Raw genomic sequence first — 21,016 nt, forward strand, 5'->3', positions numbered from 1 at the left:
AAGCCTGTCACGATAGGGGGCATGAGTACCGAAAGAGTGGTCGGAATCGGTGCCGGGGCGGCCGGGCTGGACCCCGCGTACGAGCGCGGCGGCACCGGAACCGGCTCCGAATTGGCCACCACCGACATGGTGCTCAACATCGGCCCGCAACACCCCGCCACCCACGGCGTCCTGCGGCTGCGGCTGACCCTCGACGGCGAACGCATCCTCGGCTGCGAACCGATCATCGGCTACATGCACCGCGGCGCCGAGAAGCTGTTCGAGGTCCGCGACTACCGCCAGATCATCGTGCTCGCGAACCGGCACGACTGGCTGTCCGCCTTCGCGAACGAGCTCGGCGTCGTGCTCGCCGTCGAGCGGATGATGGGTCTCGAGGTCCCGGTCCGCGCGGTCTGGCTGCGGACCCTGCTGGCCGAGCTGAACCGGATCCTGAACCACCTGATGTTCCTCGGCTCGTACCCGCTCGAACTGGGCGCGATCACGCCCGTGTTCTACGCCTTCCGCGAGCGCGAGACCCTGCAGTCGGTGATGGAGGAACTCTCCGGCGGCCGCATGCACTACATGTTCAACCGCGTCGGCGGGCTGAAGGAGGACCTCCCGTACGGCTGGCTGGATCGCGCCGCCGCCGCGTCGAAGGCCGTCCGCGGCCGCCTCCCCGACATCGAGAACCTTGTCCTCGGCAACGAGATCTTCCACGCCCGGACCAAGGGCGTCGGCCGGCTGAGCCCCGAGCTGATCACGTCCTACGGCGTCTCCGGCCCGATCGCGCGAGCCGCCGGCGTCGACGCCGACCTCCGCCGCGACGAGCCGTACCTCGCGTACGAGGAGCTGGCCCGCGACGGCGTCCTGCGGGTAGTCACGCGATCCGACGGCGACTGCTACGCGCGTTTCGCGGTGCTGCTGGACCAGGTGAAGGTTTCCCTGGACCTCGTCGACGCCTGCATCGACAAGCTCGCCTCGATGCCGGCCGGGCCGGTGAACGTCCGGCTGCCGAAGATCCTCAAGGTGCCCGAGGGACAGACGTACGCCTGGACCGAGAACCCGCTCGGCATCAACGGGTACTACCTGGTCTCCCGCGGCGACAAGACCCCGTGGCGGCTCAAGCTCCGATCCGCCAGCTTCAACAACATCTCGGTGCTGCCGGAGATGCTGCCGGGCACGGTGGTCGCGGACATGATCGCGATTCTCGGCTCGATGTTCTTCGTGGTCGGAGACATCGACAAGTAGCCGGTCCGGCCGGGCCGGGCGGTGGGATCAGCGGGGCGTGATGCCGAAGCGCTGGCGGACTTCGCCCACGTTCGGCACGCCGGCCTTGAATCCCACGTCACCCGCACTGACGAGAACCGACCGGTCCGCGGTCGCGTACTCCTGCGGCGTTCCCCAGCTGTCCTCGAGGTCGGGAGACGCGGCCATCGCCCGCAGGATCTTGTCCACCATCACGATGGCCTTGGCCTCGGTGGTCGGCTCGAAGACCACCTTCGCGCGCTGCCAGCCGCCGCCGAACTGGAAGCTGCACTCGAACTCGGCGGAGGCCACGCCGTCGACCGAGGTGGTCGCCGCCTTGTACGCGTTCTCGCACTTGGAGACCCTGCCGGGCGAGCACGCCGGCACGGACAACACCAGCACCGACGCCACGACCATCGACATCCACCGAGTTCTCATGGACCGGGATCGTACCCGGCCCCCGCGACCGGATCGGTCACGACGGATGCCAATGGCAACCGACTGCCGAGGAAACGACCGGGTACGGGGGAAGTACGGGCAGTGCCGCGACGATGGTCAGCTCTACGCTCGGACGGCGGTTCGGCTGCCTGTTGTTTACAGCAACTAGTTGTGCGCCGGACCCGCTCGACTCGACCTCCCCTGAAGGAACTTCTCTGATGCGTAAATCTCTCGTGGCCGCGGCCACGACACTGGCCGTCGTCGCGACCGGTCTGGCCGTGGCCGGCATCGTCGGTAGCGCCGGTCCGGCCGACGCGGCCCTCAGCGACGTACCGGCCGACTGCCAGGCCAGGACCTCGGCGTACCGGGCGGACGGACAGCGTCTCAGCTACAAGTACGCCGCCAAGAAGACCAGCGTCGAGGCGATCGAGAACGACAACCTCGGCTGGGTGCCGACCGCGATGGCGGAGGGCGCCGCGTCCGGTGGCGAGGACGTGCAGATGGCGCAGAACCTGGTCACCCATCCCACCGACGGGAAGCTCTATCTGCTGAAGCGCGTCATCCGCCGGACCGACGGCGTCTGGCGGGTCACCGAGCAGACCACCACGCCGCTGGCGTCCGGGTTCGCCGGCACCCGGATCCTCGTCGGCGGACCTGGGTCCTACTACTACCGGGTGGCGGGCAAGTCGCTGTACCGCTTCCAGACGGTCTTCGGCGACGGTGCGCCCCGGATCACGACGCCGGTGTTGATGCCCGGCACCGCCTGGAACACGGTCAAGACCCTGAAGTACCAGCGCACCGGCGGTACGGCCGCCGCCCCGATCCACGTCCTGTTCGGGGGCAAGACCACCGGCGAGCTCAAGGAGTGGCAGGTCTCCGAGAAGGACCCGGCCAAGATCACGTCGAAGGTCGTCCGCCCCAGCGGCTTCAACCAGTTCACCAGCATCAACGCGGGCTTCTGCTCCTCACGCCCCAACGGCCGCAGCCTGCTCGGCATCACCGCCACCGGCAGCGCCTCGATCTACTTCGACGCCAACGAGAAGGACGGCCTCGGCTCCGACATCAAGGGCGGCTCCCTCGGCGCCCTCAACTGGACCGAAAAGGCCTACTGACAACTGATCGGCCGCTGTCGGCCCTCCGTCGTCGCGCCCACCTACCCTGGGGCGATGACGGGCGGGCGGCAGCGGCCGATTCTTTTCCTGGACGTGGACGGACCTCTGATCCCGTTCGGAGGCCAAGGTACGCACCCGATCTATGAGCCGGTACCGACCGGCGCCGGGATCAATCCGCTCGTCGCTCGCATCAACCCTGCTCTCGGCCCGGAGCTGGCCGCACTCGGCTGCGAGATCGTCTGGGCCTCCACCTGGGCTCAGGATGCGAACGAGGCGGTGGCGCCACGGATCGGTCTGCCGGAGCTGGCGTTCGTCGAATGGCCGCCCGATGATGCGCCTCTCCCGAACGGGCTGCACTGGAAACCTCGGCGATCGTCGCCTCTCCACCTTGGACTTCGCTGCGGTCCGACGCTGGATCGCCGGTCTCTGAGCCTGAACCCGTACCGCGGGTTCAGGCTCGTGTTGCTTGGTGGATGAGGGGGATGAGGGCTTCGGAGAGGGCGGGGGTTACGGCGACTGTGGCGGTGGAGGCCACGGTGTGGTTGTTGCCTTCGGCGTCGAGGACGAGGGCGCCGGCTTCGCGGGCGATGACGACGCCGCCGCTGGTGTCCCAGGGTTTGTTGCTGAACATGATCGAGGCGTCCAGGCTGCCGTCCGCGACCAGGGCGAGGTGGAGCGCCGCCGTACCGAGCATCCGCACCCGCTGGACCCGCGGGACCAGCAGGTCGAGCAGGGCAAAGCGGGCGCGGTTCTTCTCGGCGGCGTCCTCGCCCACCGCGAAGTCGCCCGCCATGACAAGGGCCTCGGGCAACTGATCGACCGTGCTGACGTGGATGCGTTCGCCGTCGCGGTACGCCCCATGGCCCTGCGCGGCCTTGTACCGGCGGCCGAGGTCCGGGAAGTCGATGACGCCGAGCAGCGACGTGGTGCCGTCGATCAGGCCGAGCGAGATCCCCCACAGCGGCACGCCGTGGATGTAGTTCACGGTGCCGTCGATCGGGTCGAGCACCCACGACAGCTCGCCCTCCCCCGCACGAACGCCTTCCTCCTCGCCGAGGAACCCGATTTCCGGCGTCACCTTCGCCAGGTACTCGCGCACCGCCTGCTCCACCGCGATGTCCGTCTCGGAAGCCATGTCCCGATCGCCCTTGAAATGCAGCGCGCCAGGCGTCCGCGCCCCCACCACCCCAGCAGCAACATCGACCGCCGCCTCAGCAATCTCCAACAGGCGACCCAGTTCCGTCACAGCGTTCTCCTCCGTCGAGTGGAAACAATCTTGCACAGAGCGACCAAAAGTTTCCGGGCTACTGCTCGACGGCACATCCCGCAGGATCGTCCTTGCGAAGACCAAGTCGCTCGGCCGCCGTGTGGTGGCTCCAGCGCGCAGCCGGACCGGCGTACAGGAGAGCCGCGAGCGACCGTCCCTCGTGACTGACCGGGGCTCAGGAGGCGGCGAGGCCGCGGAGTTTGAGGTCTACGACGGTGGGGGCCTCGGACTGGGAGTGTTTGTCGCCGGCGGCAACGACCGTGGCGACCTCCTCGTCGATCTTGTCGAGGCGCTCGTCGATACGGTCCAGCCGGCGCTGCATCAGGTCGACGAACTCGGCGTTCTCGACGACGCGGGCGCTGGTGATCCGGGAGTACTCCTGCGCCACGTGGGCGCGTTCGTCGCTGTGGGCCAGGCGTTCGACCAGGAGCTGGTGGCGGAACAGCAGAGAGGCACCTATCGCCACCAGGACGGCACCGACGGCGGCGGCCCGCAGGATCCATGCGTTCTGCGAGAACAGGGCGATACTCACGCCCAGGCAGACGACGATCAGCAGACCGTTGGCGACGGTGAGAATTGTGGTCCTGGTACGGCGGCGGTTACCCCTTGACCCCATGGACCGACATGTTAGGGGTTCTCGTCGGGGTCTTCGGGGATGCGACACGCACGTTCGAGCAGCAATCCGGCCGTGACGACCAGCACAGAGATCACGGCCGCGACACCGGCTGCGATCACGCGGTTGCGGGGTCCGGAGGAACTCACCGCGTCCACGAAGGATAACGCGAACCCTGCGTAAACACCGGTGCACAACGCGCCGACGAAAGCGCTGGCTTTTCCGATCAGCAACAGGAACACCGCGCGGGCCGGTTCGATCCGTTCGCGCTTGACCTGGATCCGCTGATGGGTGTTCCGGGCCGCGGCGAACAGCAGCGCGGCCAGGAACGCCCAGGCGACCAGGGACAGCCAGGAGACCGTCGGCGCGACCCCGCCGCCGGACTCCACGACCTGGACGATGGTGACGCCGATCGCCGCCCCGAGGACGGCGATCGCCACCAGCAGCCGCTTCGAGGTCGGCCGGACCGACCCCGGAGGTGGCTCCTTGCCGGCCCCGGGCGCCCGCCCGGCATCGGGACCGCCGGACACCACTACTGCAACTCGATGGTCGGGTCGTCGAGCTTCTTCACGCCCTCGGTCCCGACCTGGGCGAGCAGATCGGCGACCAGGCCGACGCCGGGCAGCTCCGCGTCCGGCTCGATGTCGAGCCAGGGCGCCAGCACGAACGCGCGCTCGTGCGCCCGCGGGTGCGGAACGGTCAGCTCGTCGGACTCGATCGTCTTCTTGCCGTACGTGATCAGGTCGACGTCCAGCGTGCGCGGCGCACCGGGCACACTGCGCTCCCGGCCGAACGCCTGCTCGACGGCGTGCGCGCGGTCCAGCAGGGTGTCCACGGACAGCGTGGTGTCGGCGAGCAGCACGATGTTCAGGTACGGACCGGACTCGTCCGGACCGCCCACCGGGTCGGTCTCGTAGACCGGCGAGACATCGACGACCACGACGTCGGGGGTGTCCCGCAGCGCGTCGACCGCGCCCTGCAGGTTCGCCTCACGGTCGCCGAGATTGCTGCCGAGGGACAGGATCACCTGCCGGATCGGCTTGAGGCCACCGCTGAGGGTGTCCGCGTCGATCACGTGGGGACTAGGGGTCTCAGTCACGGGGTTCTCTCCGTTTGCGCTGCACGGTCAGGACAACATCGTCGAACGGCACGCTGATCGGCGCCGAAGGCTTGTGGATCGTCACGGCGGTCCCGGTGACGCGGGGATCGTCCAGGCACAGGTCCGCGATCCGCTGCGCCAGGGTCTCGATCAGGTCGACTGGATCGTTCTCGATCGCCTTGTGCACCCGCTCGGCGACCTCGCCGTAGTTCACGGTGTCGGCCAGGTCGTCCGAGGCCGCGGCGGGCCGGGTGTCCAGCTCGAGCCGGACGTCCACGACGAACTCCTGCCCGTCGGCCCGCTCGTGCGCGAACACCCCGTGCCGTCCGTACGCACGGATGCCACGGATCTCGATCACGTCCGGAGGCGCCTCGGGACCGCTCATTCCGCCTCCTCCTGTCGACCCCCAGACGACAGTACCGGTGAGGCATGGTGGATCCACAACCGCCAGCCACCGGAAGTTCGCCGGAAAACGTTGGTGGCGAGCGCCTTGCCGCCCGCGAAGCCCTCCTCGGGCGCCCCGTCACCGGACGACAGCACGTTCTCGGTGCACGTGACGTACGCCACGTCGCCGTCCACCTGGACCTGGACGTCGGTGAGGAAGAACTGGATGTACGGGGTGTTGGCGAAGATCATCGCCCAGGCCCGCATCATCTCCTGGTACCCGGAGATGGCCGCGTTGCCGGGATGGATGCAGACCGGTTCCGGTTCGGGCAGCCAGACCGCGGCCATCAGGTCCAGGTCGCCGGCCTCGAACGCGTTGTAGAACGCGGTGTTCGCGGTCAGCACCGTGGTCTCGGCCGACGCCTCGGTACCGCGTCGCGGGCCGTCCGGCCGCTCGTCCGTCATACCGCTCCCCACCTGCGCGCCACCCGGACCGCGTCCGCACTCGGTGCCACCGCGTGGGCCCGGACGCACCAGGCGCCGTTCGCGGCGGCGAGGGCGGAAACGGCCGCGCTCGCGTCGTCTCGTCGTACCGCCGGTCTGGGCTCACCGGTCTCCTCGTCGGCGAGCAGCCTACCGAGGAACGCCTTGCGGGAGGCAGCGATCAGCAAGGGTCGCTCCAGGACGGCGAACTCGCGCATCCGGCGGAGTACCTCCCAGTTGTGCTCCGCGTTCTTGGCGAAGCCGAGTCCGGGGTCCACGGCGACCTTGTTCAGGTCCACGCCGGCCGCCCGCACCGCCTCGATCCGCTCGGCCAGTTCGGCGATCACCTCGGCCACCACGTCGTCGTACTCCGCGCGGCTCTGCATGTCGGCGGAGTGCCCGCGCCAGTGCATGCAGATGTACGCCGCGCCGCGGTCCGCGACCAGCGGCAGCATGTCCGGATCGGCGAGGCCGCCGGACACGTCGTTCACCATCACCGCACCCGCGTCCAGGGCGAGCTCGGCGACGTCGGAGCGCATCGTGTCGATCGAGATCAGCGCGCCCTCGGCCGTCAGCGTCTCGATCACCGGCAGCACCCGGCGGATCTCCTCGTCCTGGCTGGGCCGCTCCGCTCCCGGCCGGGTCGATTCCCCACCGACGTCGAGCAGGTCGGCGCCCTCGGCCATCAACTCCCGCCCGTGCCGGATCGCGGCGGCCGGTTCGAACCACTTCCCACCGTCCGAGAACGAGTCAGGGGTCACGTTGACGACACCCATCACCAGACAACGATCCGGAGTGGGCAGTCCCTGCACATGAGTCGGTGGGGCAGTTCGCACCCGACCACCGTAGTGGTCCGGCCCGAACCGCCCCACCCAGGTCCTGGGCCCCCATCGATCCTCGGGCGCCGCCGGGGATCGCTAACCCAGGACCAGGGAGGCGCCTGTGGCTGACAGGACCTCGCCGATCGGTTGGGAGTACGACTCGTTGGTCTGTCCCTTCTTCCCCATGCACTGGCCGTCCATGAGAGCCGCGCCGCTGGTGATGCCGAGGGCGTAGTTCCCGGTCAGGTTGGCCCCGCCGGAGTCGCCGGACTCGACACACGCGGTGTGCTGGTACAGCCCCTTCACCACCTTGTTGGGGCCGTAGTTCACCGTCACGTTCTTGGCCACCACGCGCCCGCAGGTCCACTTGGTGGTCTTGCCCGACTTGCAGACGCTCGCGCCGACAGTGACGCCGGAGCGGCCCTGGATCGCGACGTGCTCGCCGTTCCAGCGTTCGACCGAGCCCTGCGGGTCCCAGCCGTCGATCACGCTGACACTGCCGTAGTCGTTGCCCGGGAAACTCGACGAACGGGTCTCGCCGAGCACGTACCCGTTGCGGGAGAACGACGGCTTGCCGGACGTGCAGTGCCCCGCGGTCAGGAAGATCCGGCTGCCGTTCTCGGTCCGGGCGTTGAAGCCCAGCGAGCAGGTGTAGCCGGTGTTCTTGTCCACCTGGACGCCGCCGCGCAGGCCGAAGTCGTCGGTCGGGGTGACCACACCGGCGGACCGCCGGATCGTCACCTTCGCGCCGTTCTCCTTGGCCTTGGCCAGGAAGCGCTGGGTGATCTTGTCCCGCGCGGTCGGCGGCACGGTGACCACCACGGTGCCGGTCCGTGGATCGACGAACCAGGCCCGCACCTTGCCGGCGCTCGACCCGGTCGCCAGGCGATCCAGCTCGGCCTGCACCGACTGCAGCGCCTCGGCCGTGTACGGGACCAACTGGGGGATCGCGCCGGCCGCCCGGACCAGGGCCGCGGTCGTCTCGTCGGACACCGCGACGACGAGCTCACCGGCCTCGTCGAGATAACTGCCGATCGCCCGGGTCCCCAGCTGGGTCTCCACGGTGTCGGCCTTCAGCACCTGCTCCTGGAGCAACTGCTCCGGGTCGGCCACCGGGGAATCCGCTGCTGCGCCCCGTGCCGCGATCAGACCGGCCGCCGTCAGGGCGACGATTCCGGTGAGAGCGGCGCCGACCCGAAAACGCCGTGCCATACGTTCCTCCTCACGCGGCGCCCTGCCACCCGAGCCAAGGCGCCACTACGGACCGTAGGCGTTCGGACACGGAATGTCCATGGGTCACCGCCCTGAATCTTCAACGATTCCAGGGCGGCGGGGCTACGGCCGGAGCGGGAAGCTCGTCCGCGGGACGGCGGATCAGCCGACGATCAGGCTCATCGCCTCGGCCCGGGTGACCGGGTCACGAAGCTGGCCGCGCACGGCCGACGTGATCGTCTTGGCGCCCGGTTTGCGGACGCCGCGCATCGTCATACAGAGGTGCTCGCACTCGACCACGACGATCACGCCCCGCGGTCCGAGCAGCTCGACCAGCGAGTCGGCGACCTGCGTCGTCAACCGCTCCTGCACCTGCGGCCGCTTCGCGTACACGTCCACCAGCCGCGCCAACTTCGACAGCCCGGTGATCCGCCCCTCCGCACTCGGGATGTACCCCACATGCGCCACCCCGGTGAACGGCACCAGATGATGCTCGCAGAGACTCCACACCTCGATGTCTTTGACCAGGACCATCTCGTCGTGGCCAAGGTCGAAAGTGGTGGTGAGGACGTCCGCGGCACTCTGCCCCAGCCCGCCGGCAATCTCCGCGTACGAGCGGGCCACCCGGGCCGGGGTCTCCTTCAGTCCTTCGCGGTCGGGGTCCTCACCGATGGCGATCAGCAGTTCGCGGATCGCCCGTTCGGCCCGGTCGTGGTCGAACTTCGGTGAGGTCACCCGGTCACTCCGCCGGAGGGGTCGGGCCGCCGCCGTAGTTCGGTCCGTGCGCGGCCTCGTCCGGTCCGACCGATCCGCCCGGGATCACGTCGGACAGCGAGCCGTTCTGGTCGCCGCGGGTCGGGATCGGCATCACCGGCGGCTGGTCCGACGGCACCCGGGTGGACGAACCGGTCCAGGCCGGCCGCCGGTCCCGCTTGATCACCGGCGCGAAGACGCGGGCGATGTCGCCCTTGTCCAGCGTCTCCTTCTCCAGCAGCTCCTCGACCAGGCTGTCCAGGACGGCCCGGTTCTCGACCAGGATGTCGAACGCCTCCTGGTGCGCGTTCAGGATCAGCTTGCCGACCTCCTCGTCGACCGCCGCGGCGATCTCCTCGGAGTAGTTGCGCTGGCTGCCCAGGTCGCGACCCAGGAACGGCTCGGACGAGTCCTGGCCGAACTTGATCGCGCCCAGCCGCTCGGTCATGCCGTACTGGGTGACCATCGCGCGCGCCAGGCCGGTCGCCTTCTCGATGTCGTTGCTGGCCCCGGTGGTCGGGTCGTGGAAGACCATCTCCTCGGCGGCGCGGCCACCGAGCATGTAGGCCAGCTTGTCGAGCATCTCGGACCGGGTGGTCGAGTACTTGTCCTCGTCCGGCAGCACCATCGTGTACCCGAGCGCGCGACCGCGCGGCAGGATCGTCACCTTGTGCACCGGGTCGGAGTGCGGCAGCGCCGCGGCGACCAGGGCGTGCCCGCCCTCGTGGTACGCGGTGAGCACCTTCTCCTTGTCGGACATCAGCCGGGTCCGGCGCTGCGGGCCGGCGATGACGCGGTCGATCGCCTCGTCCAGCGCGAACTTGTCGATCTGCTGCTTGTTCAGCCGGGCGGTCAGCAGGGCCGCCTCGTTCAGCACGTTGGCCAGGTCGGCACCGGTGAAGCCCGGGGTCCGCCGCGCGACCGCCTCGAGGTCGGCGTTCTCCGCCATCGGCTTGCCGCGGGCGTGCACCTTCAGGATCTTCTCCCGGCCCGGCAGGTCGGGGGCGTCGACGGCGATCTGCCGGTCGAACCGGCCGGGGCGCAGCAGCGCCGGGTCCAGCACGTCGGGCCGGTTGGTGGCCGCGATCAGGATCACGCCGCCGCGGACGTCGAAGCCGTCCATCTCGACCAGCAGCTGGTTCAGGGTCTGCTCGCGCTCGTCGTGGCCGCCGCCGAGGCCCGCGCCACGGTGCCGGCCGACGGCGTCGATCTCGTCGATGAAGACGATCGCCGGCGCGTTGGTCTTGGCCTGCTCGAACAGGTCGCGCACCCGGGAGGCACCGACACCGACGAACATCTCGACGAAGTCCGAACCGGAGATGGAGTAGAACGGGACGCCCGCCTCACCCGCGACCGCCCGCGCCAGCAGGGTCTTACCGGTACCCGGCTGGCCGTACAGCAGGACGCCCTTGGGGATCTTGGCGCCGACCGCCTGGAACTTGCCCGGCTCCTGCAGGAACTCCTTGATCTCGCCGAGCTCCTCGATCGCCTCGTCGCACCCGGCCACGTCGGAGAACGTGGTCTTCGGGGTGTCCTTGGTGATCAGCTTGGCCTTCGACTTGGCGAAGCTCATCACCCGGGAGCCGCCACCCTGCATCGAGTTCATCAGGAAGATGAAGACGACCGCGATCAGCAGGAACGGGATCAGCGTGGAGAACACCTGGCCGATGAAGCTCGGCTTCGGGTTCTCGACGTCGTACCGCTCGACCTTCTTGTCGTCGTACAGCTTCTGCAGCGACTGGCCGAGGCTGTTCGCCTGGCCGTCCACCCAGTGCGCCCGGATCTTGGTGCCGTCGGTCTTCTCGACCCGGATCTCCTGATCGGGATCGATCAGCGTGACCGACTTGATGACCTTGTCGTTCGACGTCGTGGCCTGCTGGATCACCTGGACGACCTGGCCGGTGGGCTCGGTCTTGTACCCGGACGAGCCGGTCAGGAGCTGCCCGATCACCAGGACGCCCAGGAAGGCGACGACGATCCAGAACAGGGGTCCGCGGAAGATGCGCTTCACGTCCATGATCGAGGCTTACGCCCCGTCCCTCCTAGCTCAGCAGGCCCGGGTGAGAGGGCCTTTGACGGTAACACCAGTCCAAGTGTCTCGTGTCGGGCAAGCCTGCCCATCACGAGGGTCACCTGAAACGACGGTACGGTCCGTTGTACAGGCTGTCACCAAGTACCGCTCCCGGCCAGGCCCCCGCCGCCGGTGTGATCCCGGAGTCAGGAGTAGACGTGCGGGGCCAGCGTGGCCACGCAGCGCAGGTTCCGGTACTTCTCGGCGTAGTCGAGGCCGTACCCGACCACGAACTCGTCCGGGATGTCGAAGCCCACGTACTTGACCGGTACCGCCATCTTGGCCGCGTCCGGCTTGCGGAACGCGGTGCAGATCTCGACCGAGGCCGGCTGCCGGGACTGCAGGTTGCTGACCAGCCAGGTCAGGGTCAGACCGGTGTCGATGATGTCCTCGACGATCAGCACGTGCCGGTTGGTGATGTCGGTGTCCAGGTCCTTGAGGATCCGGACCACCCCGGACGACTTGGTCCCGGAGCCGTAGGACGAGATCGCCATCCAGTCCATCTCGACGTGCCGGCTGAACGACCGGGCCAGGTCGGCCATCACCATCACGGCGCCCTTGAGGACACCGATCACCAGCAGGTCCTTGCCCTCGTAGTCCGCCTCGATCCGGGCCGCCAGCTCCTTGAGCTTGGCCAGGATCTCCTCCTCGGAATGGAGGATCTCGGTCAGGTCCTTCTCGATGTCCGCCGCATCCACCCGCTCAGCCTGTCACACCCGTGGCCAGGACGATGAACCCGCCCCGGCGGATCGCCCGGACGCCTTGTGGGAGGTCGATCCAGCGCTGCCCGCGCCACCCGGTGATCAGGGTGTCGACGGCCGCGACGTGGCCCGCGGTGAGGTCGTTCGCGCGGCACCCGGCCTCCAGCGCGGCCTGCCGCAGCACCCGGGTCCGCAGGGCCGGCGGCTCCACCTCGAGCATGCCGATGTCGCAGACCACCTGGTCCTCGGCACGGCGGACCGCGGTCTCGGCCAGGTCGGCGGCGAGGGCGTCCAGCGCGTCGGCGTCGGCGCGCAGCAGTCCCGCGGTCCGGGCGAGCGCCTCGACCACGCCGGGACCGAGCGCCTCCTCCAGGACCGGGAGCACCTCGTGCCGTACCCGGACCCGGGTGTACTGCGGGTCGTCGTTGTGCGGGTCGTGCCAGGGGCGCAGGCCGGACGCGATACAAGCGGCGGCCGTGGTCGCGCGGGGTACCTCCAGCAGCGGCCGGCGGAGCAACCCGGCGACCGGGGCCATCCCCGCGAGCGACCGTGCCCCGGATCCACGGGCCAGCCCGAGCAGTACGGTCTCGGCCTGGTCGTCGCGGGTATGGCCGAGCAGGACCACGTCCGCCTGGACCTCGTCCGCGATCTCCCGCAGAGCGTCGTACCGTGCGGTCCGGGCTGCCGCCTCGGGTCCACCTTCGACGCCGACCTCGACAGCGCGTACCCGGACCGGGTCGAGGCCCAACGACCGGCACTGCTCGGCCGCGGTCTCCGCGACCCGCGCCGAATCGGCCTGCAATCCGTGATCCACGACGACGGCCCCGGCGCGCAGCCCCAGCTTGGGAGCCTCGAACGCGGTCGCCGCCGCCAGCGCGAGCGAGTCCGCCCCACCGGAACACGCGACCAGTACCGTCGTCCCGCGCGGCAGGTCGGCCAGCGCGATCCGCACCGCCTCGCGGGTCCGGGCGACGGCAGGATGCAGCTTGCCCCGCCGCTCCTCGACCACGTCCTCCGCGCTGGTCCGCGACTCCCCCGACCCGGAGCCAGGGTCCGGGTCGGCGTCAGCCGTGGAGCCGGGTGACCCAGGCATCGGGGTTGGCGATCTCGTGCTTGGTCGGCAGCGTGTTCGGCCCCGTCCAGACCCGGTTGAAGCCCTCCATGCCGACGCGGTCCACCACCCGGCGGACGAACGCGGCGCCGTCCTGGTACTGCCGCAGCTTGGCGTCCAGCCCGAGCAGGCGCTTGAGCAGCTGGTCCACCGGGTTCCCGCCTTGCCGGCGCGAGGTGAACTTGGACCGGATCGTGTCCACGGTCGGGATGACCGACGGGCCGACCCCGTCCATCACGAAGTCCGCGTGGCCCTCGAGCAGCGACATCACCGCGGTCAGCCGGTCCAGCACGGCGCGCTGCTCGGGCGACTGCATCAGGTCGACCAGGCTCAACTCGCCGTCACCCTTCACCGACCGGCCCAGCCGCTGCACGGCCTCGCGGAACATCGCCGCGTACGCCGAGGCGTCCAGCTCGGCCTGGTCGAGGAACAGCGCGATCTCGGAGCGGAGGTGGTCCCGCAGCCACGGGACCGCGGTGAACTGGACCCGGTGCGTCTCCTCGTGCAGGCAGACCCAGAGCCGGAAGTCGCGCGGGACGACCTTGAGCTCGGACTCCACGTGCATCACGTTCGGCGCGACCAGCAGCAGCCGTCCGGTCAGGCCGGGGCGGTCCGGGTCGGGCTCGGACGGGTAGAACGGGTCGAACTGGCCGAGTACCCGCGACGACAGGAACGCGAGCAGCGCGCCCGCCTCGATCGCGGTGACCCGGGAGCCGACCGCGGACGAGATGCCGCCGTTCGCGCTCTCCTGCTTCTCCCGCAGCTTGTCGGCCAGCGGCTGGAGCACGGTCCGGAAGCCGTCCGCGTTCGCCTGCACCCAGCCCGGCCGGTCCACGATCACCACCGGCGCGGTCGCCGAGGTCGCCTCCAGCCCGGTGAACTCGCGGACGTGGTGCTCGGAGTCCGCGGCGAACTGCCGCAGCTCGGCCACCACTTGATCCGCCTCCGCCCGGCTCACCGCCGGCCCGGGCCGCAGCAACCTCCGCGCCACCCCGGTCGCCAGCTGCCAGTCGACCATCTCAGCCGCGGTCCCGCCTTCCGCCGTACTCATGTTTTGACTTTAGTAGCTGGTGCAAACACGCGCTCGATCAGCCGGTGCAACCGCAACTGGCGAGCGCCGCGGAGGCTCGGTCCAGGGCGGCGCGGGCCTGGAGTGGTTTGTCGGCCGGGACACTGTCGGTCGCGACCGCGAAGACCAGGACGGTGCCGGTCCTCGTGCGGACCAGCCCGGACAGCGAGTGGACGCCGGTCAGCGTGCCCGTCTTGGCGCGGACGAAGCCCGTACCGGCCGACGTCCCCGGGGAGGCGAACCGCTCGGCCAGGCTGCCGGTGAACCCGGCCACGGGGAGTCCGCTGATCAGGTGCCGCAACTCCGGCTGGGCCACGGCGACCCGGACCGCTCCGGCGAGGACGTCCAGCGGGACCTGGTTCGTCCGGGACAGCCCGCTGCCGTCCTCGATGCGCGCCTTGCTCACGTCCAGGCCCAGCTTGGTCAGCGTCGCCCGCAATCCCTTGATGCCGCCCGCGTACGAGCCGCCGTTGCCGGTCGCGACCCCGACCTGGCGGAGCAGGACCTCGGCGCCGTCGTTGTCGCTGTGCAGGTTCACGTACTCGACCAGGTCACCGAGCGGCGCGGACCGGACGGTGGCCACCTCGGTCGCGGCCGCCGGGGCCTTCGCCGGCTTGACCGACGCGGCCACGGTGATCCCGGCCGCGCGGAGCAGCTTGGCGAACGACGTGGCTGCCGCCTGCGCCGGGGAGGGCGCCCGCTTGGCCATCCCCGGGGACAGCCGCCCCTCGTTCACCCAGAGCGCCGAGGTCGGGGCCGCGATGCCCTCGGTGACGTAGTTCGGCTGCCACTTCGCGTTGACGGCCGGACCGGAGAACAGGGTCGCGTCGTACGACAGGGTGACGCTCGCAACCCCGTCCGCCTTGAGCGCCTTCGCCGTCCTGGTGGCCAGGTCCTGAAGTGTCGCCCTGACCGGGAAGTCCAGCGGGTCCTTGGATCGCTGCACGGTCAGCAACGGGTCCCCGCCACCGACCAGTACCAGCGAACCGCCGCTGCGGACCGTCTTGGTGGTGAACAGGTGGTCCGGCCCGATCGCCTCCAGCGCCGCCACCGTGGTCAGCAGCTTCAGCGTGGACGCCGGGACGAACGGCTTCGTGGTCCCGACCGAGTACAGCGTCTTGTTGCGCGACGCGTCGTACACGTACGCCCCGTAGTGCTTGCCGAGCGACGGGTCCCGCAACGCGGCCAGCAGCGCCTTCTGGACCCCGGCCGTGGCCGGGGCCGCGCCCTCCGGTTTCGCCGGTGCGAGCACCGGTGGAGCAGCCGTCGCACCGGTGGCGGACTGCGACGAGCCGGGTACGGCCTGCGCTCCGCCGGCGAGTCCGGTGAGGACGGCCCCCGCCAGCAGCGTGACGAAGACCGCACGAGGACTACGGGTCACCGGGCTGCTCCCTGTCAATCGGTCGGTCGGAACCGTGACAGTATCTGCCGTATGGAGTTCGACGTCTTCATCGAGATCCCCAAGGGCACCCGCAACAAGTACGAGCTGGACCACAAGACCAATCGGCTCCGGCTGGACCGGACGCTGTTCACGGCCACCCAGTATCCGTCCGACTACGGATTCATCGAGGAGACGCTCGGGCAGGACGGCGACCCGCTGGACGCCCTCGTCCTGCTCCCCGAACCGACCTTCCCGGGCTGCCTGATCCGCGCCCGGGCGATCGGGATGTTCCGGATGACCGACGAGAAGGGCCCGGACGACAAGGTCGTCTGCGTCCCGGCCGGTGACCCGCGGCAGGAGCACCTGCGCGACATCCACCACCTGCCGGAGTTCGACCGGCTGGAGATCCAGCACTTCTTCGAGGTCTACAAGGACCTCGAGCCGGGCAAGTCCGTCGAGGGTGCGACCTGGGTCGGCCGGACCGACGCCGAGGCCGAGATCACCGCCTCGTTCGAGCGGCTCAAGACCGACCACCACTGACCGAAGGGTTGCAGCTTCCTGCAAGTCCTTCGGCCCCCGCCCTCCGCCCGGTACCACCCGGCGGAGGGCGTACTGATTTCCGGGGCCCGGACGGTCAGGGCCGGCCGAAGAAGTCCGGCGTCTCCCAGTAGTAGACGCTGTCGATGGTGACCGGGCGGCCGGTGCGCGGCGCGTGCACCATCCGGCCGTCGCCGAGGTACAGCGCGACGTGGAAGATCGTGCCCGGGTCGCCGGCGGTCTCGGCCCAGAAGATCAGGTCACCCGGGCGCAGCTCGTCCTCGGAGATGTGCCGGACCTGCTCGTACTGCGCGACGCTGTAGTGCGGCAGCCGAACCCCGGCCTTCGCCCAGGCCTTCATCGTCAGGCCTGAGCAGTCCCACGAGTCCGGACCGGCCGCGGCCCACACGTACGGGTCGCCCAGCTGCGACAGCGCGAAGTCGAGTACCGCGGACACGCCGCCGCGCGTCGACGAACCACCGCCGCCGCCCGGCCGATGCGGCTTCGGCTTCTTCTTCTTGGGCGGCTTGGTCCCGGTCTGCTGGTTCTTCGCCGCTTCCTCGCGTCGTTCCCGCTCCTCGCGGGCCCGCTCGGCGGCGGCTTCGCGGGCGCGTTCGGCGGCCTCCCGGGCGGCGATCCGCTTGCGCAGTTCCTCCGCCTTCTTCTTCGCCAGGGCGGCGGCTCGCTGGCGCGCACGCTCCTCGAGTCCCCGCTGACGCTGCTCGGCCACCTGGTACGACGTGTTGCGCAACGCCGCCAGCTGGTTGATCTGGGTCTTGCGCTCGGCGCCGATCGCGGCCACGGCGGCGGCCTGGTTGGCCTGCGCCGCCTCGGCCGCGGCCTTCGCCTTGGCGGCCTCGTCGGCGGCCGCCTTCACCTTCACCACGGACTGGTCCGCCTGCGCCTTGAACGCATTGCTGACCACCTGGGTCGCGGTGAAGCGCAGGTACGAGCCCTGCATCGCCTGGGACACCGACCGGGCCGCACCGGCCGAGTCGAGCACCTGCTGCGGGCCGTTCGCGGAGAACAGCGGCCCGAGCGTGGCCAGGTCACCACCGCCCTGGTACGACGCGGCCGCGAACCGGCCGATCTGGCGGCGCTGCTCGGCGAGCGTCACCGCCGCCTTCTGGGCCCGGGCGGCCGCGGCGGCCGCCTCGGTCTTTGCCTGCTGCAACCGGTACACCGCGCCGTTGTACCGCTCGGCCGCGATCCCGGCCGACCGGCCGAGCTGCTGGAGCCGGGTGTTGGCCGCGGCCAACCGGCCTTCGATCGCCGCCACCTGCGCTGCCTTGCCGGCGGCCGCCCGCTTCGCCGCGTCCACCTGGGACTGCGAGGGGATGACCGGTGGCTTCGGATCGGCCTGGGCCGGAACAGTGATCAGGGCCGTAGAACCGGCCAGCGAGACGGCGAGCACACCGGAGAGCAGCGCTCTGCCGGTCTTCCCAGTGCTCACGTCCCGACTGCCGGACCGGGCCCCCGAGGGCGTCCGCATCGGGGTCCTTCCTTCCGCCGGTCACGAATCCCTTCCCCGGATTCGTGAACTTTTGGTCCCGGAGGACCTCATAGGTGACACTAGTTGCCTTCAGCCCCATTGGGAACACTGTTCACACGAATAACTTCATTTCACCTGCGTGTCGGCTTGACAAACTACAAGCTTGTAATTCGCGCGCGTGAAAGTCGGGCGCACGAAAAACCGGCGCCGCCCCGGGGAAACGGGACGACGCCGGTACGGGATCGGCGTGGGTCAGCGCAGCGTGTAGGTGGCCGTCACCGGCAGGTGGTCGGAGGCCAGGGTGGAGAGCACCTCGGCCGAGCGCGGCCGCAGCGTCGCCGAGTGCAGCAGGTAGTCGATCCGGGCGGTCGGGTTGCTCGCGGGGCTCGTGTAGCCCGGGCCGCCGACCTCGGTCCAGCTGTCCTGCCAGACCGCGGTCAGGATCTTGATCTCCGGCGTGGTCGGCACCGCGTTCAGGTCGCCCACGACCAGCGTCGGCTTCCGCGAGTCGCTCAGCAGGTCGACCACCTTGGTGGCCTGCTCCTGCCGCTCGGCGTTGTTGTTGTGGGTCAGGTGGGTGTTCGCGAACCGCAGTTCCTGGCCCCGGACCTTGATCGAGGCAACGGCCAGGCCGCGCTGCTCACCACCGGGGTAGAGCGGCAGCAGGGTGTTCTCGAACTCCCTGATCGGGAACCGGGACAGGATCGCGGTGCCGTACTGCCGGCGCGGCTCGCCCGCGGTGGCCGGCGGCAGGTCGAGGTTCGGCGCGTACCGGTAGTGCATGTCGAGCCGGCGGGCGAGCCAGGCGGCCTGGTCCACCCAGTTGCTGCGCTCACCCCAGTGCTTGTCCACCTCCTGCAGGCCGACCACGTCCGCGTCGGAGGACTCGATCACGGCGGCGATCCGCTCGAGGTCGAGGACGCCGTCGACCCCGGCGCCGTGATGGATGTTGTAGGTGATGGCCTTGACGGTGGGGCCATGACCGGCGGGAGCCGCGGCGGCCGCGGTCGGAGCCAGCATCAGCAGGCCCGCGAAGGCGACCAGCAGGCGGCGGGGAAGTCTACGCATGGGCTCCATCCTGGCCCGATCACGGCGACCCCCGCACGACGTACGGGTGTCGCCGAAACCGCTGGTCCTAGCGCTGGACCGCGAGTCGCGCGACCGCGCCCTTGGCTCCGGAGGCCCAGCAGGCCGCCTTCGGACCGTGGCCCGCGCACTCGACGCTGTCGAAGCTGCCGTCGGAGAACTGGGTCCAGCTCCGGCCTCCGTCGACGCTGTAGTCGCTCCCCGACGGACCGACCGCGATCACGCTCGCCAGTGTCCCCGGGACGAACGCCGAGCCGCTGCGGTACCCCTTCGGCGCCTTGTCGGCCGGGACCAGCTGCCAGGACCGGCCGCCGTCGTACGTGACCGACGCGGCCTTCACCGCCTCGGTCGGCTTCTCGAAGTCACCGCCGACCGCGACGCCGAACAGCGGCCCGCGGAACGCCAGGCTGAAGATCCCCGCCGCTGCCCCACTGGCCATCGGCGAGTCGGTCACCTTCCACGTCCGCCCACCGTCGATCGTCCGGAACACCCGCGGCCGGTCACCGCCACCGGTCGCGAACCATGCGGTCCGGCCGGGCCCGGCGACCAGGCAGGTCCCGCTCGCGGCGAAGGCGAACTCCCCCGGCAACGCGGCCGGCATCCCGGCCGACGGCTGGATCTGCCACGACTTGCCGCCGTCCGCGGTCGCCGCGATCCGGAACCTGCCGTCCACCGGGTCGCTCAGCGCGAGCCCGTGCCGCTGGTCGTTGAAGTCGAGGCAGTCGTAAAACGCGTTCGGGTCGGTGTTGCGGAACGACTCGGCCCAGCTCCTGCCGCCGTCGGTGGTCCGGTACACCCGCGAGTCCTCGCCCGGCCCGATCGCCAGGATCACCGCCCGCTGGGCATCGAACGCCTCCACGTCGCGGAACTGCAGCGCCTCCGCACCGGCCGGGCTGACGTTCTGCCAACTCGCCCCGCCGTCCACGGTCCGCAGTACCTGCCCGGCACTCCCCGCGACCCAGGCGACGTCCTTGCTCACCGCGGCGAGCCCGCGGAACTGGGAAGCACTCCCGGTGGGCTTGAGCTCCCACTGGTACGAAGGCTGGGGCCGGCCGGCGGCCGAGGGACCGGCAGCCTGGGCAGACGTCAACGGGGACAGGGCGATCAGGACTCCGGCCGCGAGGGCGGCGCTGCGCAGCGTCTTCATGGGCGGCAACGTAGTACACCCGGCAGACCTTTCGACAGACGCTGCACGAGGTCTTGAACCCACCTCGTCCTGCTGTCACCCTGAGCCATCTCCCCGGCCGGGTGCGGGGGCCTTCGTGAAGGAGCCGGAGATGGACGACTCCGTACTGACCTCGGTCCTGCTGCCGGTGGCGCTGGCGATCATCATGCTCGGGCTCGGCTTGTCCCTGACCGTCGCGGACTTCGCCCGGGTGCTGAAGATGCCGCGGGCCGTGCTGGTGGCGCTCGCGGTCCAGGTCGTGCTGCTGCCGGTGATCTGCTTCGGCCTGGTCAAGGCGTTCGGGCTGGCCCCGGCGCTCGCGGTCGGGATGATGCTGTTGGTCGCGTCACCGGGCGGCACCACCGCGAACCTGTTCAGCCATCTGGCCGGCGGCGACGTCGCGCTGAACGTGACGCTGACCGCGGTGAACTCCGTCCTCGCCGTCGTCACCCTGCCGATCGTGGTGAACCTGTCGCTCGCGCACTTCCTCGGCGACGGCCAGATCGGGCTGCAACCGGCCAAGATGCTGCAGGTGTTCGCGATCGTGCTCGTCCCGGTCGCGCTGGGGATGCTGCTGCGGTCCCGGCGGCCGGTGTTCGCCGAGCGGATGGCGCGGCCGGTCAAACTGGGCTCGATCGTCGTGCTCGCGCTGGTGATCTTCGCCGCCGTCTGGACCGAACGCGACGACGTCCTCGGCTATCTCGCCGAGGTGGGCCTGATCGCCCTGCTGCTCAACGTCCTCAGCCTCGCCTTCGGGTACGTCGTGCCGCGGCTGACCGGTTTGCCGGACCGGCAGGCCGTCGCGTGCTCGATGGAGATCGGCATCCACAACGCCACCCTCGCCCTCACCATCGCGCTCAGCCCGGCCCTGCTCGGCAACAGCGAGATGTCCATTCCGGTCGCGGTGTACGGCATCGTGATGTTCTTCCCGACCGGCCTGTTCGCGTACTGGCTGAGCCGGCGGCCGGCCCGGGTGGTCGCGCGAGGTTAGTTGCTC

At 70.1% G+C, this 21,016-nt stretch carries 23 protein-coding genes; 5 read left to right on the top strand and 18 right to left on the bottom strand.

What is annotated here, in order from left to right; all coding sequences use genetic code 11:
- Window positions 1-21 precede the first annotated feature (21 nt).
- The gene (locus FB561_RS04555) at window positions 22-1,227 is read left to right on the top strand and encodes an NADH-quinone oxidoreductase subunit D (RefSeq protein ID WP_145803329.1); all 1,206 of its coding nucleotides are present in this window, start codon (window positions 22-24) and stop codon (window positions 1,225-1,227) included.
- 27 nt (window positions 1,228-1,254) lie between these two features.
- Here FB561_RS04555 and FB561_RS04560 read toward each other — a convergent pair whose 3' ends face one another.
- Window positions 1,255-1,662, bottom strand: a complete 408-nt coding sequence (locus FB561_RS04560) for a hypothetical protein (protein ID WP_202880543.1) — start codon at window positions 1,660-1,662, stop codon at window positions 1,255-1,257.
- Window positions 1,663-1,880: 218 nt separating this feature from the next.
- Here FB561_RS04560 and FB561_RS04565 point away from each other — a divergent pair, with 218 nt between their 5' ends.
- Together FB561_RS04565 and FB561_RS04570 are read left to right on the top strand one after the other, a co-directional pair.
- Complete coding sequence (locus FB561_RS04565) at window positions 1,881-2,774, top strand: hypothetical protein (RefSeq protein ID WP_145803331.1); 894 nt, start codon at window positions 1,881-1,883, stop codon at window positions 2,772-2,774.
- Window positions 2,775-2,828: 54 nt separating this feature from the next.
- Window positions 2,829-3,251, top strand: a complete 423-nt coding sequence (locus FB561_RS04570; RefSeq protein ID WP_145803333.1) for an HAD domain-containing protein — start codon at window positions 2,829-2,831, stop codon at window positions 3,249-3,251.
- On the opposite strand, the gene FB561_RS04575 is transcribed toward FB561_RS04570, so the two are convergent.
- The 14 genes from FB561_RS04575 to dacB all read right to left on the bottom strand — a co-directional run bounded on the left by FB561_RS04575 (window position 3,226) and on the right by dacB (window position 15,739).
- Entirely contained in the window at window positions 3,226-4,020 is a 795-nt protein-coding gene (locus tag FB561_RS04575) for an inositol monophosphatase family protein (protein WP_145803335.1), read from the bottom strand. The two genes, FB561_RS04570 and FB561_RS04575, sit on opposite strands and share 26 nt — an antisense overlap.
- Before the next feature lie 196 nt (window positions 4,021-4,216).
- Complete coding sequence (locus FB561_RS04580) at window positions 4,217-4,657, bottom strand: hypothetical protein (protein ID WP_145803337.1); 441 nt, start codon at window positions 4,655-4,657, stop codon at window positions 4,217-4,219.
- An 11-nt stretch (window positions 4,658-4,668) separates the two neighbouring features.
- Window positions 4,669-5,184, bottom strand: coding sequence for a DUF3180 domain-containing protein (locus FB561_RS04585; protein WP_238334647.1), 516 nt, complete (start codon window positions 5,182-5,184; stop codon window positions 4,669-4,671).
- Window positions 5,185-5,186: 2 nt separating this feature from the next.
- The gene (folK, locus tag FB561_RS04590) at window positions 5,187-5,753 is read right to left on the bottom strand and encodes a 2-amino-4-hydroxy-6-hydroxymethyldihydropteridine diphosphokinase (protein ID WP_145803341.1); all 567 of its coding nucleotides are present in this window, start codon (window positions 5,751-5,753) and stop codon (window positions 5,187-5,189) included.
- Complete coding sequence (folB, locus tag FB561_RS04595) at window positions 5,746-6,138, bottom strand: dihydroneopterin aldolase (RefSeq protein ID WP_145803343.1); 393 nt, start codon at window positions 6,136-6,138, stop codon at window positions 5,746-5,748. The genes folK and folB overlap by 8 nt, the downstream gene beginning before the upstream one ends.
- Window positions 6,135-6,602, bottom strand: a complete 468-nt coding sequence (locus FB561_RS04600) for a nuclear transport factor 2 family protein (RefSeq protein ID WP_145803345.1) — start codon at window positions 6,600-6,602, stop codon at window positions 6,135-6,137. The genes folB and FB561_RS04600 overlap by 4 nt, the downstream gene beginning before the upstream one ends.
- Window positions 6,599-7,396 (bottom strand): dihydropteroate synthase, encoded by a 798-nt coding sequence (gene folP / locus FB561_RS04605; RefSeq protein ID WP_145812755.1) that lies wholly within the window; start codon window positions 7,394-7,396, stop codon window positions 6,599-6,601. Before folP ends, FB561_RS04600 begins: the two co-directional genes overlap by 4 nt.
- Before the next feature lie 141 nt (window positions 7,397-7,537).
- Window positions 7,538-8,653 carry a S1 family peptidase gene (locus FB561_RS04610; RefSeq protein ID WP_145803347.1) on the bottom strand — a complete coding sequence of 372 codons (1,116 nt, stop codon included), beginning with the start codon at window positions 8,651-8,653 and terminating at the stop codon, window positions 7,538-7,540.
- A 162-nt stretch (window positions 8,654-8,815) separates the two neighbouring features.
- Window positions 8,816-9,388 (bottom strand): GTP cyclohydrolase I FolE, encoded by a 573-nt coding sequence (gene folE / locus FB561_RS04615; RefSeq protein ID WP_145803349.1) that lies wholly within the window; start codon window positions 9,386-9,388, stop codon window positions 8,816-8,818.
- A 4-nt stretch (window positions 9,389-9,392) separates the two neighbouring features.
- The gene (gene ftsH, locus FB561_RS04620) at window positions 9,393-11,423 is read right to left on the bottom strand and encodes an ATP-dependent zinc metalloprotease FtsH (protein WP_145803351.1); all 2,031 of its coding nucleotides are present in this window, start codon (window positions 11,421-11,423) and stop codon (window positions 9,393-9,395) included.
- Window positions 11,424-11,623: 200 nt separating this feature from the next.
- Entirely contained in the window at window positions 11,624-12,175 is a 552-nt protein-coding gene (gene hpt / locus FB561_RS04625; protein WP_145803353.1) for a hypoxanthine phosphoribosyltransferase, read from the bottom strand.
- 4 nt (window positions 12,176-12,179) lie between these two features.
- Window positions 12,180-13,271, bottom strand: coding sequence for a tRNA lysidine(34) synthetase TilS (tilS, locus tag FB561_RS04630; protein ID WP_145803355.1), 1,092 nt, complete (start codon window positions 13,269-13,271; stop codon window positions 12,180-12,182).
- The gene (locus tag FB561_RS04635) at window positions 13,243-14,340 is read right to left on the bottom strand and encodes a zinc-dependent metalloprotease (RefSeq protein ID WP_145803358.1); all 1,098 of its coding nucleotides are present in this window, start codon (window positions 14,338-14,340) and stop codon (window positions 13,243-13,245) included. The genes tilS and FB561_RS04635 overlap by 29 nt, the downstream gene beginning before the upstream one ends.
- Before the next feature lie 37 nt (window positions 14,341-14,377).
- Window positions 14,378-15,739, bottom strand: a complete 1,362-nt coding sequence (dacB, locus tag FB561_RS04640; protein WP_145803360.1) for a D-alanyl-D-alanine carboxypeptidase/D-alanyl-D-alanine endopeptidase — start codon at window positions 15,737-15,739, stop codon at window positions 14,378-14,380.
- Between the two features lie 51 nt (window positions 15,740-15,790).
- Here dacB and FB561_RS04645 point away from each other — a divergent pair, with 51 nt between their 5' ends.
- Window positions 15,791-16,279 (top strand): inorganic diphosphatase, encoded by a 489-nt coding sequence (locus tag FB561_RS04645; protein WP_145803362.1) that lies wholly within the window; start codon window positions 15,791-15,793, stop codon window positions 16,277-16,279.
- Window positions 16,280-16,373: 94 nt separating this feature from the next.
- Here FB561_RS04645 and FB561_RS04650 read toward each other — a convergent pair whose 3' ends face one another.
- The 3 genes from FB561_RS04650 to FB561_RS04660 form a co-directional block, all read right to left on the bottom strand.
- A complete protein-coding gene (locus FB561_RS04650) occupies window positions 16,374-17,729 on the bottom strand; it encodes a C40 family peptidase (RefSeq protein ID WP_238334648.1) in 1,356 nt (451 codons plus the stop codon).
- A gap of 291 nt (window positions 17,730-18,020) precedes the next feature.
- Window positions 18,021-18,836 carry an endonuclease/exonuclease/phosphatase family protein gene (locus FB561_RS04655; protein WP_145803366.1) on the bottom strand — a complete coding sequence of 272 codons (816 nt, stop codon included), beginning with the start codon at window positions 18,834-18,836 and terminating at the stop codon, window positions 18,021-18,023.
- Window positions 18,837-18,903: 67 nt separating this feature from the next.
- Entirely contained in the window at window positions 18,904-20,001 is a 1,098-nt protein-coding gene (locus tag FB561_RS04660) for a WD40/YVTN/BNR-like repeat-containing protein (protein WP_145803368.1), read from the bottom strand.
- Window positions 20,002-20,131: 130 nt separating this feature from the next.
- Here FB561_RS04660 and FB561_RS04665 point away from each other — a divergent pair, with 130 nt between their 5' ends.
- Window positions 20,132-21,010: a bile acid:sodium symporter family protein gene (locus FB561_RS04665; protein WP_145803370.1), complete on the top strand. Its 879-nt coding sequence runs from the start codon at window positions 20,132-20,134 to the stop codon at window positions 21,008-21,010.
- Window positions 21,011-21,016 lie beyond the last annotated feature (6 nt).

The organism is Kribbella amoyensis, from assembly GCF_007828865.1.
Lineage (GTDB): Bacteria > Actinomycetota > Actinomycetes > Propionibacteriales > Kribbellaceae > Kribbella > Kribbella amoyensis.